General features: G+C 56.0%; 16 protein-coding genes, 2 tRNA genes and 1 other RNA gene. 14 read left to right on the forward strand and 5 right to left on the reverse strand.

Going from position 1 to position 16,097, the window contains the following annotated elements; all coding sequences use genetic code 11:
• Nucleotides 1-21 precede the first annotated feature (21 nt).
• The 4 genes from pdxS (at nt 22) to CBE74_RS13375 (ending at nt 2,448) form a co-directional block, all read left to right on the forward strand.
• On the forward strand, nt 22-918 hold the full coding sequence (gene pdxS / locus CBE74_RS13360) for a pyridoxal 5'-phosphate synthase lyase subunit PdxS (RefSeq protein WP_087453221.1): 897 nt from the start codon (nt 22-24) through the stop codon (nt 916-918).
• Nucleotides 912-1,478, forward strand: coding sequence for a pyridoxal 5'-phosphate synthase glutaminase subunit PdxT (gene pdxT / locus CBE74_RS13365; protein ID WP_087453222.1), 567 nt, complete (start codon nt 912-914; stop codon nt 1,476-1,478). The genes pdxS and pdxT overlap by 7 nt, the downstream gene beginning before the upstream one ends.
• Nucleotides 1,479-1,931: 453 nt before the next feature.
• The gene (locus CBE74_RS13370) at nt 1,932-2,261 is read left to right on the forward strand and encodes a hypothetical protein (protein WP_225870248.1); all 330 of its coding nucleotides are present in this window, start codon (nt 1,932-1,934) and stop codon (nt 2,259-2,261) included.
• Between the two features lie 46 nt (nt 2,262-2,307).
• Nucleotides 2,308-2,448: a hypothetical protein gene (locus CBE74_RS13375; protein WP_225870247.1), complete on the forward strand. Its 141-nt coding sequence runs from the start codon at nt 2,308-2,310 to the stop codon at nt 2,446-2,448.
• Between the two features lie 113 nt (nt 2,449-2,561).
• Here the strand turns inward: CBE74_RS13375 and CBE74_RS13380 are convergent, their stop codons facing one another.
• Entirely contained in the window at nt 2,562-3,575 is a 1,014-nt protein-coding gene (locus CBE74_RS13380) for a prephenate dehydrogenase (RefSeq protein ID WP_087453223.1), read from the reverse strand.
• A 37-nt stretch (nt 3,576-3,612) separates the two neighbouring features.
• Between CBE74_RS13380 and CBE74_RS13385 the strand changes: the two genes are divergently transcribed.
• From CBE74_RS13385 to CBE74_RS13415, 7 genes are all read left to right on the forward strand, one after another.
• Nucleotides 3,613-4,065, forward strand: a complete 453-nt coding sequence (locus CBE74_RS13385) for a tRNA adenosine deaminase-associated protein (RefSeq protein ID WP_014835782.1) — start codon at nt 3,613-3,615, stop codon at nt 4,063-4,065.
• 17 nt (nt 4,066-4,082) lie between these two features.
• Entirely contained in the window at nt 4,083-4,538 is a 456-nt protein-coding gene (locus CBE74_RS13390) for a nucleoside deaminase (protein ID WP_087454813.1), read from the forward strand.
• A 28-nt stretch (nt 4,539-4,566) separates the two neighbouring features.
• Nucleotides 4,567-4,657: transfer RNA gene (locus CBE74_RS13395), tRNA-Ser, on the forward strand.
• A 331-nt stretch (nt 4,658-4,988) separates the two neighbouring features.
• Nucleotides 4,989-7,376, forward strand: a complete 2,388-nt coding sequence (locus CBE74_RS13400) for an MMPL family transporter (RefSeq protein ID WP_087453224.1) — start codon at nt 4,989-4,991, stop codon at nt 7,374-7,376.
• A 48-nt stretch (nt 7,377-7,424) separates the two neighbouring features.
• Nucleotides 7,425-8,666, forward strand: a complete 1,242-nt coding sequence (gene tgt, locus CBE74_RS13405; protein WP_087453225.1) for a tRNA guanosine(34) transglycosylase Tgt — start codon at nt 7,425-7,427, stop codon at nt 8,664-8,666.
• Nucleotides 8,653-9,519 carry a tRNA glutamyl-Q(34) synthetase GluQRS gene (gene gluQRS, locus CBE74_RS13410; protein ID WP_087453226.1) on the forward strand — a complete coding sequence of 289 codons (867 nt, stop codon included), beginning with the start codon at nt 8,653-8,655 and terminating at the stop codon, nt 9,517-9,519. The genes tgt and gluQRS overlap by 14 nt, the downstream gene beginning before the upstream one ends.
• A gap of 233 nt (nt 9,520-9,752) precedes the next feature.
• The gene (locus tag CBE74_RS13415) at nt 9,753-11,141 is read left to right on the forward strand and encodes a GntP family permease (protein WP_087453227.1); all 1,389 of its coding nucleotides are present in this window, start codon (nt 9,753-9,755) and stop codon (nt 11,139-11,141) included.
• On the opposite strand, the gene CBE74_RS13420 is transcribed toward CBE74_RS13415, so the two are convergent.
• The 4 genes from CBE74_RS13420 to CBE74_RS13435 all read right to left on the reverse strand — a co-directional run bounded on the left by CBE74_RS13420 (nt 11,125) and on the right by CBE74_RS13435 (nt 13,641).
• Complete coding sequence (locus tag CBE74_RS13420) at nt 11,125-11,616, reverse strand: gluconokinase (protein WP_087453228.1); 492 nt, start codon at nt 11,614-11,616, stop codon at nt 11,125-11,127. The two genes, CBE74_RS13415 and CBE74_RS13420, sit on opposite strands and share 17 nt — an antisense overlap.
• Nucleotides 11,613-12,587, reverse strand: a complete 975-nt coding sequence (locus CBE74_RS13425) for a zinc-binding dehydrogenase (protein WP_166741067.1) — start codon at nt 12,585-12,587, stop codon at nt 11,613-11,615. The genes CBE74_RS13420 and CBE74_RS13425 overlap by 4 nt, the downstream gene beginning before the upstream one ends.
• A 17-nt stretch (nt 12,588-12,604) precedes the next feature.
• Nucleotides 12,605-13,354, reverse strand: a complete 750-nt coding sequence (locus tag CBE74_RS13430; protein WP_087453229.1) for an SDR family oxidoreductase — start codon at nt 13,352-13,354, stop codon at nt 12,605-12,607.
• Nucleotides 13,355-13,552: 198 nt separating this feature from the next.
• A tRNA-Ser gene (locus tag CBE74_RS13435) sits at nt 13,553-13,641 on the reverse strand.
• Nucleotides 13,642-13,793: 152 nt separating this feature from the next.
• Here CBE74_RS13435 and ffs point away from each other — a divergent pair.
• From ffs to CBE74_RS13450, 3 genes are all read left to right on the forward strand, one after another.
• An RNA gene (ffs, locus tag CBE74_RS13440) (signal recognition particle sRNA small type) lies at nt 13,794-13,890 on the forward strand.
• Nucleotides 13,891-14,167: 277 nt separating this feature from the next.
• Entirely contained in the window at nt 14,168-15,445 is a 1,278-nt protein-coding gene (locus CBE74_RS13445) for an aspartate aminotransferase type Ic (RefSeq protein WP_087453230.1), read from the forward strand.
• 82 nt (nt 15,446-15,527) lie between these two features.
• Entirely contained in the window at nt 15,528-16,097 is a 570-nt protein-coding gene (locus CBE74_RS13450; RefSeq protein ID WP_087453231.1) for a suppressor of fused domain protein, read from the forward strand.

Raw genomic sequence — 16,097 nt, forward strand, 5'->3', positions numbered from 1 at the left:
TTGTGGGCTTGGATGGAACCCATGACTGAAACACCAACTTCTACAGCCACTAACCGCGTCAAACGCGGTCTCGCAGATATGCTCAAAGGCGGCGTGATCATGGACGTGGTTACGCCCGAGCAAGCCCGCATTGCAGAGGACGCTGGGGCGTCGGCAGTGATGGCGCTCGAACGCGTTCCGGCGGATATCCGGTCGCAAGGCGGGGTTGCCCGGATGAGCGACCCCGATTTGATCGAGGGAATCGTCAACGCAGTCTCCATCCCAGTCATGGCAAAAGCCCGTATCGGACATTTTGTAGAGGCTCAGATTCTTGAGTCCCTGGGAGTCGATTTCATCGATGAATCCGAGGTCCTTAGCCCCGCCGACTACACCAATCACATCGACAAATGGAATTTCACAGTGCCGTTTGTGTGCGGCGCTACCAACCTTGGGGAGGCGCTGCGCCGAGTCACCGAGGGCGCTGCGATGATTCGCTCCAAAGGCGAGGCCGGTACCGGTGATGTTTCCGAGGCCGTCAAACACCTGCGGACCATTCGCGGCGATATTAATCGTTTGCGCAGCATGGATGCCGATGAACTCTATGTGGCAGCTAAGGAGCTTCAGGCGCCCTATGAGCTGGTAAAAGAAGTCGCTGAAACAGGTAAGCTTCCCGTCGTCATGTTCGTGGCCGGGGGCGTGGCAACGCCTGCCGACGCAGCACTCGTCATGCAGATGGGTGCCGAAGGCGTGTTCGTGGGATCCGGAATCTTCAAATCCGGCAACCCCGCCGCGCGCGCCGCAGCCATCGTTAAAGCAACCACGCTATACGACGACCCAGCGGCCCTCGCTGAAGTCTCGCGTGGATTGGGCGAAGCCATGGTAGGCATCAACGTAGCGGACGTTCCCGCACCTCACCGGCTTGCAGAACGCGGATGGTAATCGGAGTTCTGGCGCTTCAAGGCGGTTTTGCTGAGCATATCGAGGTTTTATCCCAACTCGGAGAAGAGACGCGTCGCGTGCGCGTCCCCCGAGACCTCGAAGGGATTGAAGGGCTAGTGATACCCGGTGGCGAGTCCTCGGTGATCGACAAACTAGCCCGCTCCTTGGGCTTGGCGGCACCGCTTTCCCAAGCTATACAGGAGGGACTGCCAGTTTTTGCTACCTGTGCGGGATTGATCTACCTAGGGCAGGTGGACAATCCTGCCCCTGGGCAGCGCAGTCTTGGATGCTTGGATGCGGTTGTGCGCAGGAACGCTTTTGGCCGGCAGACCGACTCCTTTGACACCCAAGTACGCGTATTTGATCAGGTAGAAGCCGATGTGTCCTTTATCCGTGCGCCGGAGATCATCTCGTGGGGCCCGGCCGTTGAAGTGACTGCGCAGGTGGCAGGGCGCGTAGTGGGAGTAAAGCAGGGATTGATACATGCATATGCTTTTCACCCGGAGTCGGCAGGTGAGACTCGGTTGCATGAGGCGTGGCTGAGTGAGATAAGAAGCTGACGGGTTGAGTTCCGACCGGAACTCCTGCCGGAATTGTCGTTTTTGAGAACGCTAGAGCTTGTAGTGGGAGTGAATCCACAGGAGGCGCTTTCTACCGTTCTCAAAAACGACAACCTAGGCTATTCTCGTGCCTCATGGGGGTTTATCGGGGGAATGAATCTGCTCGTGTTCTTCAATACCGAGTAGCAAAAAATAAGTTACATAAAATCGGAGCTGGAATTTACTGGGAGGGCGTACGAGCTGCTGAGAGAACTCACGTGGCAGGGCATGATGATTACCGGCCCCACGCAATTGCACGTATATAAAGAGCAGCCCGTGACGTTTCCACTGCACGTAGCCACAACTAGAGGCGTAAAAAGCACCAGATTTGTTAGGTTTCATCGGGTAAGAAACACTGACAGCTGTGGCTATCTGGGGCTGCGTTTGCACTCGGCAGTTTTCGCAGTCGCGTATATGGACGATGAAGCAGCGATCGAATTATTGGAAGAAGCCTACAAAGGAAAAAATGGCCTTGAGAGGCTTGAAAGTACTACGCGGAAACTTCCTAATCGAACAAGAAGACTCATTGCCCAAGCGGCGATAGGCACTGATTCTCCCGCTGAAAAGAACCTCATCTATGCGCTGCGTGGCGCAGGATTACAGTGCACCAATAATGTGCTGATTGGGGATTATCGATGGGACATCAAAGTAGGAAATGTACTCATCGAGGTATGGCTATGCACACCATGGACTTATGGCGGAAAACCGTACACGATCCCGAATCGATCGTTGGAAAGCCAATGACGCTGTATTGAGGGGCTTTATCGTACTTCGGTATTCGGCTCAATGCGTGTTTGATCATGAGCGAATTATCGTTGAGCAGATCAAAACTGCAGCGGAGTGCGCGCCGAAAACCCTGCCAGAAATTAATGAAGAGCCGATGTGGCGGCGCGGTTTCTGGAAGTGGGGGTCGTACTGGGATCTGGATTAAGCCCACGGGATAGCGTGATTGTCGTTTTTGAGAACGCTAGAAATTGGATCCTGGTGTTGTGCAAACATCACAGGCGCTACCGTTCTCAAAAACGACATTTTTCTCCTTCGCGTCTAAAACACTTCGATCCGCGCGCCTAAGCCTTCTGCCTGGATCAGCTGGCTCACCCAATCGCGTACGCCTGGTTGTAGTCGGAATACGGGGCGGTGAGAAATTCTGGTCGGCCCGGCACTTTCTGGCGCATTCGCACCGGAACGGGCTTCAAAGCGGATGCGTGAGCGGTAGCCTGCGTCCACGAGTTCTTCGAGGCTGGGGCGCTTTTCCGCGAGATGCGCGCGGGCGTCGTTAAGCAGCACGAGGGCCTCATCGAGCGCAGTTAACAGGGCCTCCGAATTGGTTTCGCACATGGCTCGCACCAATGAGGGGGCAGAACCTGCTACTCGTGTGGAATCGTGGAAGCTTCCCGCTGCCAGGGATAACGCGAGGGCGCCGCCGTTGTCGCCGACGATTGCGAGGGTTTCCGCAAAGACATGTGGCAGGTGCGAGATGCGCGCGACAGCTGCATCGTGGCTGCTCACACGCGATGGAATAACCTCAGCTCCTACGCTGGACGCCATATTGACCACGTCGGTCCACAATTGGATCCACTCCGGGTCCGCGCCGTCACATGCATGATCAAAAGTAACAACCCACGGTGCGCGGCGGAATAGCTCGGGGTAGGAGGCTTCCCAGCCGCTGTTGGCGGTTCCGGCCATGGGATGCCCACCCACATATTTGTGCGCGAGCCCGCGTGCGCACACCAGCTCGTAGACCTCGCCCTTGACGCTCACCACGTCAGTGAATCCACAGCTAGGCGCGTGCTCCTGAATGACTTCCAGAAGGGAATCAATTGCCGGCATGGGGGTGGCAAGGACGATCAACGCGTTTTCGCGTTCTGCACGCTGGAGAGTTTCTATGAGATCGGAGTGGACGTCGAAGCCCTCTTTCTCGGCGGCACGGGCGGCGGAGGGGGATCGGTTGAAACCGAAGGCTGGCAGGCCAGTGTCTTTAAGCGCACGAAGTAAAGAGCCTCCGATGAGTCCGAGGCCTAGAATGCAGACGGGGCGAGAAACTTCATTGATGGTCACCTGACAAGTGTGGCATACCCGACTACGGTTATGCGGTATGAAGTCAGATTTCGCTGTGACGGTTGCGCGCGTAGACGCCGCCTGGCAGGTCCGCGTCTTTAAGGACGATTTTTCTTCCCTGCAGACCTCCATTAACGCTGTGCGTTCTTTACGTGCGGAGGGCGCTGCGTTTGCCATGCTCAGCGTGGATGATGATTATTTTGTGCTGGTGCGTCCCACCCCTCAGGGCGTGCGTTTGTTGATCTCTGATGCGACGGCTGCCGTGGAAGATGATTTTGCGTCGGAGATCTTGGATGAGCTGGATGCAGATCTCCCGGATGCGGACGACGCCCCCTATGCTGAGGGTGATTTTGATATTCTTGCGGACCTTGGCGTGGGCGAACAGATTATGTCTGTGATCACAGATGAGACGGATTGGTGGGCTTCGGAGCAGCTTCAGCGAATCGCGGAGGAGCTGGGCTGCGACGAGGAACTCGACGACGCACTGTGAGCCTGCCCGCGCACCGCATGCTTATCGACGCCCAATCCCTCATGCGCCAAGCCATCATCCAGGCGCAGGCCACACCCCCGGGAGACATCCCCGTGGGTGCCGTGATCTTTGGCCCTGACGGTGAGGTGCTGGGGCGGGGCGTGAATCGTCGGGAAGCGGATAAGGATCCATTGGGGCATGCGGAGATCATGGCGATTCGCGAGGCGGTCGCCAACCATGGAGATGGCTGGCGACTCACCGATTGCACCCTTGCTGTCACGTTGGAACCGTGCACGATGTGCGCGGGTGCATTGGTAGGGGCGCGCATTGGTCGAATTTTCTTTGGTGCCTATGAGCCCAAGACTGGTGCTTGTGGCTCAGCCTTTGACGTGGTGAGAGATCCCGCTGCGCTGCACGTGCCGGAGGTGCGTGGCGGAATTCTTCAGGATGAATGCGCCGCCTTGATGACCCATTTTTTTGAGGGTTTGCGTTAGACCTAAGCGGTTGGCTACTGTAAATCGCGGTAGCGTGTCCGAGCGGCCGAAGGTGCTCGCCTCGAAAGCGAGTGTTGGGTAACCCCCAACCGCGGGTTCAAATCCCGCCGCTACCGCCAAAACCCTAGCTCATTGAGCTGGGGTTTTCTTTTTTGTAAGCGTCAGGGCGTCTTTCAGAGCAGCTTCTAGGGGAGAGCAGCACAAAATTGTCGTTTTTGAGAACGCTAGAAATCGCGACCTGGTAGTTTGTGCGCCGTACACTCGCTACCGCTCTCAAAAGCGACACATAGCGCGCCTATGGGTCCGTTGGACCCTATGAAAACTCGTTGCTGTGTTCGGAAAAGACGCATGCTTATGCTCTGAGCGGCGGAAGCACCGGTACAGTTGAGTGATAAAGAAGCTTTCACGGGGGTCGTTTCGTGTGGGCGTGTGCTGGTTAGGAGTTCGTCGGTGGCAAAACTGCTCTATCGAATTGGCAAGTGGTCGTTTCGGGCTAAGTGGTTGGTTATTTCAGTCTGGCTCGTTTTACTTGCTGCCGTGGGTGGTTCAGCGGTGGCGTTTCAAGCGGGATTCAACGACCTGTTTACGATCAATAACACGCCAGCCAAAAAGGCGACGGAGCTTTACCTTAAGAACTTTCCCGAGTTAAAAAATCCCCTGCAGGGTACCGGGGTAAACATCGTGTTTAAGGCGCCGGAAGGTGAGCGCCTTGAGGATCCCCAGAATAAGAAAGCCATTGATGATGTGCTGGCGCACCTCAATGAGAATCTTCAGGGGATTGTGGATACACAACGGTACGGCAACCCCGTGACTCTGAACCCCCTGCTGCAGCAGGGCGTGATCGACCAAATGGTGGCTAATGGAGTCCCTGAGGAGACCGCTCGTAAAGATGCTGAGAACTTAAGCCTGGTCTCCGCGGATGGGGCAGTGGGATACACAACCTTCTCATTGGATGTTCCGCTGCCGGCAAACGTGACCAAGGAACAGCGTGCTGCGATCAATGCGGCGCTTGACGTGGGACGTTCGGAGGGCCTCACGGTAGAAGCGGGTGGGGCGGGATTCGGCGACCCGATCGTCATCAGTTCCACCTCGGAGGTCGTCGGTGTGGCCGTAGCCGCCATTATTCTGATGGTCACTTTCGGGGCTCTTGTAGCTGCGGGTTTGCCGCTTCTTACCGCCATTATTGGTGTGGGCATTGGATCTTTGTCCATTACGTTGGCCACCGCGTGGGTGTCGCTTAACAATGTGACGCCGGTCTTGGCTGTGATGATTGGTCTGGCTGTGGGAATCGATTATTCCCTGTTTATTATCTTCCGCTATCGGCGTGAACTACTGACCCGAACGCGTGAGGAAGCCGCAGGAATGGCGGTGGGAACCGCCGGCTCAGCTGTAGTTTTCGCCGGTCTCACGGTGATCATTGCGCTAGTGGCTTTGGCCGTGGCTAATATTCCATTCCTTGCCTATATGGGATTTGCTGCAGCGTTTACAGTGTTGATCTCTGTCCTTATTGCACTTACCCTTGTGCCGGCCTTATTGGGGGCATTGGGCGACAAGGTATTTAAAGGCAAAATCCGCTGGCGTAAAAAAACACGCGTCGCCCCACAACGGACTATGGGCCGACGCTGGGTGGAATTTGTGCACAAAGTGCCTGGCGTAGTGATCGCCGTGACCGTGATTGGTCTAGGTGCGTTGACGCTGCCTGCTCTTCAGCTGCATTTGTCCTTGCCTTCGGATACTCAGTCTGAGCTTGACACCACGCAGCGTAAGCAAGCCGACATTATGGCTGAGGCGTTTGGCCCAGGCATTAACTCGCCATTCCTTGTGGTGGTGGATGCGCATCAGGCAAATCCGGAGTCGGTGGCGTTGGATCCTCTGATCCGGGCGCAGAATCCTACGGATGAGGAGTCTCGTCGTAAAGCAGCGGCGAACGCTAGTTACCAGTACATAGTGCAGAAGTATTCGGTCAATGCGAATGTAAAGCATGTTCAAATTGTGGGGATATCGCAGGACGGTTTGGCCGCTCAGTTACTCCTGACGCCTAAGACCTCGCCGGAGGATAATGCGACTAAAGAGCTCATAAACTCGCTGCTTATTCAGCAAAAGGAGGTTGAGTCGGCGACGGGGGTCGAGTCGGGTATCACGGGTCTGGTCCCTGTTCAGCAGGATGTGACTAACAGGCTCTCCGGCGTGATGCCGCTGTATCTAGCCATTGTGGTGGGATTGGCGATTGTCCTTCTGATGGTGATTTTCCGTAGCTTTTGGGTGCCTATGGTCGCGGGGCTGGGATTTTTGTTGTCTGTGGGCGCGGCATTTGGTGTCACGGTCATGTTCTGGCAGCAAGGACTGTGGGGTTTCGTCTCAACTCCGGGACCGATCATCGCGTTTATGCCGATCTTCCTCATCGGCGTGTGCTTTGGTCTGGCCATGGATTACCAGGTGTTCCTTGTCTCGGCGATGCGTGAGCATTACACCCATAGCGGAGGAACGGCCAGCCCACAGAGCAGATACAACGCGGTGGAAGAGTCGATCGTGGAAGGTTTTGCCTCTAGCGCTCGGGTGGTCACAGCTGCGGCGCTCATCATGATTGCTGTTTTTGCTGCTTTTATTGGCCAACCTCTGCCGTTTATTAAGATTTTCGGGTTCGCGCTGGGCGCAGGTGTGCTTTTCGACGCCTTCCTCATCCGCATGGCCTTTGTTCCCGCGGCTATGTTCCTGATGGGGCATCGCACATGGCACATTCCTCGGTGGTTGGACAAGATACTGCCACGCCTTGATGTTGAGGGTGCGGCTTTGGAGCGGGAGCATTCTGCACGGCAGGCAGCAGACAAGGGCGTCTAGGAGGCGCGAGTCTTAGTTTGCGCGGTGGGTTAGCTAAACTAGCAGGCTATGGACACAACCTTTGAGCTGAAAACTGAACTGTATGATGAGCCGGGCCGGCATGGCCGCACTGGTGTTATCCATACACCGCACGGCGATATTGCTACGCCCGCGTTCATCCCAGTGGCTACAAAGGCAACGGTCAAGACACTGACGCCGCCGCAGATTCGTTCGACCAGCGCCCAGGCGATCCTGTCCAACGCTTATCATCTTTATCTGCAGCCGGGGCACGACGTGGTGGATGAGGCCGGCGGCGTTGCTGCGTTTGAAAACTGGCATGGTCCCACCTACACAGACTCGGGTGGATTCCAAGTGATGAGTTTGGGCGTGGGCTTTAAAAAGGTCTTGGCCATGGATATTAAGGGCTACGAAGAAGCCGACATCCGGGCGAAGAAGCGCGAGCGCATGGCCAAGGTGGACGAGGATGGTGTGGACTTCCGCAGCGTGCTCAACGGGTCTCGTCATCGTTTTACCCCTGAAGTTTCCATGCAGATTCAGCATGGGCTTGGGGCAGACATCATGTTTGCCTTTGACGAGCTCACAACCTTGATCGATACGCGTGATTACCAGGTAAGTTCGGTCGCCCGTACGCACCGGTGGGCGGAGCGTTGCTTGGTCGAACATGATCGTCTGACCAACGAGCGCGTGGGTAAGCCGTTGCAGTCGCTCTGGGGTGTAGTCCAGGGTGCTCAGTACGAGGATTTGCGCAAACAGGCTATTCGCGGGTTGCTGGAATTGAGCGATAAGGCAGAATCTGAGGGGCGTCGCGGGTTTGGCGGATTTGGTATCGGTGGCGCGCTGGAGAAGGAAAACTTAGGCACCATCGTCGGCTGGGTCTGCGACGAGATTCCTAAGGAAAAGCCTCGCCACCTCCTTGGGATCAGCGAACCGGACGACCTGTTTACGGCTATTGAGGCCGGGGCGGACACCTTTGACTGCGTGGCACCCACGCGCTTGGGGCGTCGTGGTGGCGTATATACCCTGGATGGGCGCATGAATTTGACCAATGCTAAGTTCAAGCGCGACTTCACTCCGATTGATGCAGAGTTCGGTGGTCCTACCGTGGAATACACTCGCGCATACATCAACCATTTGCTGAAAGCGAAGGAATTCCTCGCGGGAACGCTGTGCACGATGCACAATGTGGCCTTTATGGTGCAGCTTGTGGATAATATTCGCGCATCCATTGATAACGGCACCTACGAGGAGTACAAAGCGGAGTTCATGGGTCGCTACTATGCCCGCGGGTAGGTATGCCCCGAGTCCCAGCGGTGATCTGCACTTTGGTAATCTGCGCACCGCTGTGTTGGCGTGGCTTTTCGCGCGTTCCACAGGCAGGCGATTCCTGATTCGTGTCGAGGACGTGGATACGCAACGCTCCTCATTGGAGTCTGCTCAGCGGCAGCTTGAGGATCTTGCAGCTCTTGGCCTCGACTGGGATGAAGAACCCACCTACCAGCACGATCATTATGATCGTTACCTCGCGGCCCTGGAGCAGCTTCCTCATTATGAGTGCTATTGCTCGCGCAAGGACATTCAAGAAGTGTCCCGTGCTCCGCATAGTATCCCTGGTCAGTACCCCGGTACCTGCCGGAATCTTGCACCTGAGGTGCGGGAGCGGCGTCGGCAAGAGCTTGCTGCGCAGGGCTGTGTACCTGCATTACGTTTGCGTGCCGACGCCACCACCTGGCGCATCCACGACTACTATGCCGGCGAGATCGTAGGGGATGTGGATGACATGATCCTGCGCCGCGGCGGCCAGCAACCGGATTGGGCTTATAACCTCGCGGTGGTGGTTGATGATGCTGCGCAGGGCGTTGACCAGGTAGTGCGTGGTGACGACCTTCTCTCTTCTGCGCCTCGACAGGCGTATCTGGGGCACCTGCTCGGGCATCCAAGCCCCGAATACATCCATGTTTCCCTTGTGCTCAATGAGCAAGGGAAGCGCCTGGCCAAGCGAGATGGGGCGGTGACATTTCGCGAGATGACTGTCGTCCTGCCGCGCATTGCCGACTCCCTGGGGCTCAAAGGACAGACTCTAGCGGAGCTCTTGGCTCACTTTGATCCCAATGCATTACCCCGCGAGCCCTACATTTTTAGGTGAGTTTTAGGAAACACCCCCATTTTTGTTGCATGATCCGACCTCAAGCCTGCATTTCCATAGACAAAACGCCTCATTGCGTGCGATATGAGGGTCTATGTCTATGGAAATGCAGGCTTGAAGAGTCGGGGGTAGTTGAGAAACAAAAGTCTGTACTCGCGTACCCCTATTGTTCGAAATAGCGGAGAGGGCATACATTTAGGTGGTCTTTTTACCTTCCCTCAAGGAGAAAACCAATGGAAGATTGGGTTCCTACACTGAGCGCTGGCCCTTTGCTGGGGATTGCGGCTGCCGCAATTGCGCTCATCTTGATCCTGGTCATTGTGTTTAAACTGCATGCGTTTCTCACGCTGATCGTTGTTTCTGCCCTTACCGCGCTTGTTGCGGGTATCCCGTTGGACGGAATCGTGTCCACGATGACTAAAGGGTTTGGAAGCACGCTGGCTTCCGTCGCGCTGCTTGTTGGTTTGGGCGCGATGCTTGGGCGGCTCGTTGAGACCTCGGGTGGTGCAAAGAGTCTGGCAGAGACGCTGGTTGCTCGTTTTGGTGAGCAGCGCGCCCCCTTTGCGCTGGGCGTGGCCTCGTTGGTGATGGGTTTCCCCATCTTCTTCGACGCCGGCTTGATCGTGATGCTTCCGGTCATCTTTGCAGTGGCTCGTCGCCTGAATGGCCCCGTGCTGGCTTATGGTATTCCTGCAGCTGGTGCGTTCTCAGTGATGCATATTTACCTGCCCCCGCACCCGGGTCCCATCTCCGCATCTGAGTTCTATAGTGCGGACATTGGGCTTGTGATGCTGCTTGGCCTGCTGGTGGCTATCCCCACGTGGCTGGTTTCTGGTCTGTGGTGGGGCAAGAAAATGGGTGCTAAATACCCATTGCCGGTGCCGGATATTCTGGCTGGCGGCCCGCAGGCTGCTGATCCTAAGAACCCGGCATCGCCCAAGTTAGTGGTGGCGTTGTTGCTCCTGCCGATGCTGCTGATTTTTGGCAACACCGGGATGAGCATGGCGGTTTCTGCAGGTTGGGTGGAGAAAACCTCGGCAGCAGTGCGTACGCTGCAGTTCTTGGGAAATACGCCGATTGCATTGCTGATTTCCACGCTGATCGCGCTGTACTTCTTGGGTATTCGTCGCGGTGAGCCGAAAGAGCAGCTTGAGAAGCTTCTCGACGGCGCCCTCGGCCCCATCTGCTCCGTCGTGTTGATTACTGGCGCAGGCGGAATGTTCGGTGGGGTGCTGCGCACCTCCGGAATCGGCAGCGCATTGGCTGATTCGATGTCTGACCTGGGCTTTCCGGTGATCGTGGGATGCTGGTTGGTCGCCGCTATTCTGCGTTTGGCACAGGGCTCGGCAACCGTCGCGTTGACTACTGCGGCAGCCCTGATGGGCCCCGCAGTAGCAGCTGGTGGATTCAATGAATTCCAGATCGCCCTGATGGTGTTGGCCTCGGCCGCAGGCTCAGTCTTTGCCGGTCACGTTAATGACTCAGGCTTCTGGTTAGTGGGACGCCTCATGGGTATGGACGTCTCCACGACCTTGCGAACCTGGACGATGAACCAGGCGCTAGTGGGCGCCGTTGGCTTTGCCATCGTTCTGGGATTCTACGGAGTTAGCCTCGCGTTTTAACCCATTCGCTTGCGCTATCAGCAATCTGATTCGGGGATTCGGTCACGTCAAAGACGCGGCCGACTTCGTCGTTTTCTAAAGGCTCAAGCGTGGCAAACTGGGAATCCAAGAGGGAAGAGGGCATGAAGTGCCCTTGTCGATGATTCATGCGGGCAAGCAGCACCTCTCGCGAACCGTGTACATGCACAAAAACGGCAGTGGGGCAGTGCTCGCGAAGCAGATCGCGATAACTGCGCTTAAGCGCGCTGCACCCGATGACTCCACCCTTGGGCTGGTGGGCGAGCCATTCCCCGACTTGTGCTAGCCAGGGCCAGCGGTCGGCGTCGTTAAGCGGAGTGCCCTGTGCCATCTTGTCGATATTTTCTTGAGGGTGGAGATCATCACCATCAAAATAGGGGACTCCTAGTTTTTGGGCCAGTATCGTGCCCACCGTGGTTTTTCCGGAGCCGGAAACACCCATCACTATGATCCTCATGAAACCTTCACCACAACCTTTCCAGAGACCTGCGAGTCGGCGGCGACATGAAACGCCGTGACCACATCTGCGAGGGGGAACTCGTGAGTAATCACGCTGTCAAACATAGGGTCTTTGAGCATTTCAACTGCCTGATCTACCTCGTCAAGGAAACGGAAAGTGCCTCGTAGAAGCACTTCTTTAGACACCAGCGAGGCCATATTTATGCCAACCGGCTGATTAGGCAGCATACCTACCTGGACCACAACCCCTCGGCGTCGCACCACTCGAAGCGCATCAGTGGTGGCTGCCGGAACGCCGGCGCATTCCAAAACTACATCAAAAGACTCATCGCTCAACGTCGTGCGCGTAGTGTTCACACACGTCAAAGACTCGTGAGCGCGCTCGAGCGGACCATCCACCACATCCGAAATCGTGACCGCCGCAGCGCCCTTGCTCACCGCCGCCAGGGCAGCTAACTGACCAATCGGTCCGGCGCCGGAAACCAGAACATGCTTACCTTCCACTCCTCCTGCCACAGTGATGGCGTGGAGACCCACGCTGAGAGGCTCGGCAAGCGACGCCCGCTTCAGAGGGACGCCCTCAGGCAAACGACGAATCTGATCCTCCCGCACCAGCAACTGTTCCTGCATCGCGCCTTGAGTATGCGGCCATGTAGAGGCACTGCCCAAATACGCCCCATGAGGCCACAAATGTGGGTGATCCTCTATGCCTTCCAGGCATGTGCCAAAAGTGGCAGGGTGGATAGTGACCGGAGTCCCGTCTGGCAGAGTGCCCGACATTTCATGGCCAGGAACTAGCGGCTGCTTAACCTCAAAAGCGCCTACCGCACCATCCTGGTAATAATGCAGATCAGAGCCGCAAATTCCCACATAAGAGACCGTGACCAGAACCTCGCCGGGAGCAGGAGAGGGGCAGGGGAGAGTCGTGGCTTCCAACTGGTGAGCGCCGCGGATAATGGCTGCTTGCATACGTTCTTGTGCCATCATTAGACCACCGCCGTCATTCCGCCGTCGACGGCAAGATTCTGCCCAGTGACAAAGGAGGAAGCGTCGCTAGCCAGGAACAACAAGGGGCCGACCAGCTCTTGGGGATTGCCCCAACGCCCTGCAGGGGTGCGCTTACAGACCCAGTCCGTGAACTCTGTATCGGCGACTAACGCTGCGTTCATGTCAGTATCAAAGTACCCAGGAGAGAGCGTATTCACCTGAATATTGTGGGGAGAAAGCTCTGCAGCTAGTCCTTGAGCGAACATTGCTACGCCGCCCTTGGTGGCACAATAAGGTGCGATGGTAGCGCGTCCCAGACGGGATTGGACAGAACCGATCATGATGATTTTGCCGTGACCAGCAGACTTCATCGCTGCAGCAATTGGCTTGGTCACGTGGAACACCCCTGAAAGATTCACGCCGATGATGTCATCCCAGTCAGAGTCCTCGAACTGCTCAATAGGGTTACGACGCTGAATTCCGGCGTTATTCACCAAAATATCCGGGGTGCCGTACTCTTGCAGCATTTCTGAGATTGCGGCATTGGTAGCTTGAGCGTCTGTCAGCGGGCAACCGATTGCGCCATAAGCTCCTAATTCCTCGGCCACCGCGGCTGCGCGCTGCTTGTCGGAGCCATGCACAATCACATGTGCGCCCGCGCTGATGAGGCCCGCAGCGAGTGTGTGGCCGAGACCGCGCGTCGAGCCTGTGACCAGCGCTAATTTTCCTGTGACATCGAATGTGGTCATTGACTGAGTATAAAACGGACTAGCTGCTTGAGGTGGCAGTGGTGTGGCTGACTGCGAAAAGCAACGAGCGTTGCATATATCACCTATAACGATGCGTTTTATGTTGAAGGTTTCGTGCCTGCCCTGAATCTCAGAAATGGCCCCCGATTTCCATGCCTATTCAAAAGCAAAACCCCAGTTCAATGAACTGGGGTTTTATGGCGGAGGATGTGGGATTTGAACCCACGAGGGTCGTGAAACCCGCACGCGTTCCAGGCGTGTGACATAGGCCGCTAGTCGAATCCTCCAGTGTATGCACGGTTAATCCGTGTTACTCCGGAAATGATACACAGTCGAGTGAAGAACTAACAAATCGCATGATAAAGCCATATGTGTGCTTGCCAATCTTGCCGAGTAGGGGTTTCTTTGCGCGGTGGTCTATGTATGGGCTATGCTATGTGACAAGACTTCGCATGGCGTTTATCCCGTGAACTCCCCCAGGGCAGGAATGCAGCAAGGGTCAGCGGGCTCTGGCGGGTGTGCGGAGTCCCCTTTTTGTATCTTCAGCCTTTATCACTCAAACCACATCTTTTGGGTGAAAGCTCGTGCACTGCAGAGGCAGCGCGTGTATGATGCATCAACGCGTCCCAAACATGTCCCCGGGCATATACAGAAAGTAGGGGGAGCGCGGGAGGTGAAAGTTCGCCTCACAAAAGGATGCCCAAATGCATGGGGATGTCTATATCTTTTAAGCAGTGCGGGATAGCCAATTGGTGACCGGTTCCCACACCCCAAATGTTGTGCACCTAGCTCCCACCGAGGAAAGGGAAATCCATGTCTTTGCTTGATTTCGATGCTGAACGCCTTGCACAGTTCCATGAGGATATTAGCGCTAAGTACGAGGCCCTGAAGGCGGAGAATCTGAAGCTGGACCTCACTCGTGGAAAGCCTTCTTCGGAACAACTGGACTTCTCCAATGCGTTGTTGTCGCTTCCGGGTGAGAACTTCCGCGCTCAAGACGGCACTGATTGCCGTAACTATGGTGGCGCAAAGGGAATCGCAGATATCCGGGATCTCTGGGCTGAGGTTCTGGGCCTTCCTGCTGAGAATCTCATTGCAGGTGACGGTTCCAGCCTGAACATCATGTTCGACCTGATTTCTTATGCCTATGCCTTTGGCACCAACGATTCGGAGCGCCCGTGGAAGGATGAAGAGACCGTTAAGTGGCTGTGTCCTGTGCCCGGCTATGACCGTCACTTCACCATCACTGAGCATTTTGGTTGTGAAATGATCAGTGTGCCTATGACTGACCAAGGACCAGATCTTGATGTGGTGCGTGAACTGGTTAAAGATCCGCAGGTTAAGGGCATGTGGACAGTACCTGTTTTTGCTAACCCCACGGGAATCACATTTAGCGAGGAGACCTGCCGTGCATTGGCAGAGCTGGAGACGGCAGCACCTGATTTCCGCATTGTCTGGGACAACGCTTACGCAGTGCACACGTTGACTGATGAATTCCCGGTGGTACATAACGTGCTGGAGTTCGCTGAACGCGCTGGCAACCCGAATCGCTTCTGGTTTATGAGCTCTACTTCAAAGATCACTCATGCGGGTTCTGGCGTAGCTTTCTTTGCCTCTTCCAAGGAGAATCTGGACTGGTATGGCGCGCATGCGGATGTGCGGGGTATTGGCCCGAACAAGATTAATCAGCTGGCCCACGTGCAATTCTTTGGAGACGCCGAGGGCGTGCGTGTTCACATGCGCAAGCATGCGGGTTCGCTTGCTCCGAAATTTGCGCGAGTCTTAGAGATCCTCGATTCACGCTTGGCGGAATACCAGGTTGCCGAGTGGACTAAGCCAGTAGGCGGCTACTTCATTTCTATTGATGTGGTTGAAGGGACTGCCTCTCGAGTGGTGGAACTGGCTAAACAGGCCGGTATTGCTTTGACGGGTGCTGGGTCTTCCTTCCCATTGCACCGCGATCCGCAGAACCGGAATATTCGGTTGGCACCGTCGCTTCCTCCAGTCGCTGAGCTGGAAGTGGCTATGGATGGCTTTGCTACCTGCGTTTTGCTCGCAGCCGTGGAGAAGGTCTTAGCAGAGCGCGCCTAGGGATGTATCCTCACATAGGGGTAGGTGAGATTCCTACCCCCGTGTTGTGGATGACAAAACCCGAGGGGATGTGGGCTAGGCAGTGATCTTGGAAGAGACGGCTGTGTGGATTGACGGGATTATCCCGGGTGAAATGACGATCCATCTGCCTGAAACCTCTTATGGCGAGGCTTTTCATATAGGAACTGTAGACCTGGGAGACCAGCAGGTTTTGGCCACCACGCTCGACTTCAACGGGGTGGATACTGGTCTTACCCTGGGGGATGGCAGCGACCAGGTAGATGTGCGTAGCGAGATCTTTACTGTCGGGCAGTTCCCAACAGAGGTGGGGGTTCAGGTGCTGCGTCGATTAGCTGTCTTTTTGGATAACGTTGGCGGCTCTATCCCCGCGCAACCGGACCAGCTTGTGCCAGCTTTGGGTAGCATGACGGACGCTCTAGATAGGTGCACGGTTAAACATGGTTTATTCGTGGCCCCGTATGTGTGGGGAGGGCAGGTACCGCAGTATTCGGAGCCATCGCAGCTAACGGCGTTGCTGCAGCTTATTATGCTCACGCAGAATGAATTCGATTACGCTACAACCTACGGGATCCATGAGTTGCAGAAAGCGCTAGGCAATGAGGGCGTGGATCTGTCGGACTGGACACGGTAG

It is taken from the genome of Corynebacterium silvaticum, from assembly GCF_002162115.2.
GTDB classification, from domain to species: Bacteria; Actinomycetota; Actinomycetes; order Mycobacteriales; family Mycobacteriaceae; genus Corynebacterium; species Corynebacterium silvaticum.

Excerpts from the sequence above, each read along its gene's own strand:
- CBE74_RS13425 (WP_166741067.1), bottom strand. The coding sequence starts at position 12,587 with ATGCAAGCAGCCATTATCCGCGGCGCTCACCAGTTGGAAGCCACGACT.
- pdxT (WP_087453222.1), top strand. The coding sequence starts at position 912 with ATGGTAATCGGAGTTCTGGCGCTTCAAGGCGGTTTTGCTGAGCATATC.
- CBE74_RS13445 (WP_087453230.1), top strand. The coding sequence starts at position 14,168 with ATGTCTTTGCTTGATTTCGATGCTGAACGCCTTGCACAGTTCCATGAG.
- CBE74_RS13370 (WP_225870248.1), top strand. The coding sequence starts at position 1,932 with ATGGACGATGAAGCAGCGATCGAATTATTGGAAGAAGCCTACAAAGGA.
- CBE74_RS13420 (WP_087453228.1), bottom strand. The coding sequence starts at position 11,616 with ATGAGGATCATAGTGATGGGTGTTTCCGGCTCCGGAAAAACCACGGTG.
- pdxS (WP_087453221.1), top strand. The coding sequence starts at position 22 with ATGACTGAAACACCAACTTCTACAGCCACTAACCGCGTCAAACGCGGT.
- CBE74_RS13390 (WP_087454813.1), top strand. The coding sequence starts at position 4,083 with ATGCTTATCGACGCCCAATCCCTCATGCGCCAAGCCATCATCCAGGCG.
- gluQRS (WP_087453226.1), top strand. The coding sequence starts at position 8,653 with ATGCCCGCGGGTAGGTATGCCCCGAGTCCCAGCGGTGATCTGCACTTT.
- CBE74_RS13415 (WP_087453227.1), top strand. The coding sequence starts at position 9,753 with ATGGAAGATTGGGTTCCTACACTGAGCGCTGGCCCTTTGCTGGGGATT.
- CBE74_RS13430 (WP_087453229.1), bottom strand. The coding sequence starts at position 13,354 with ATGACCACATTCGATGTCACAGGAAAATTAGCGCTGGTCACAGGCTCG.
- CBE74_RS13385 (WP_014835782.1), top strand. The coding sequence starts at position 3,613 with ATGAAGTCAGATTTCGCTGTGACGGTTGCGCGCGTAGACGCCGCCTGG.
- tgt (WP_087453225.1), top strand. The coding sequence starts at position 7,425 with ATGGACACAACCTTTGAGCTGAAAACTGAACTGTATGATGAGCCGGGC.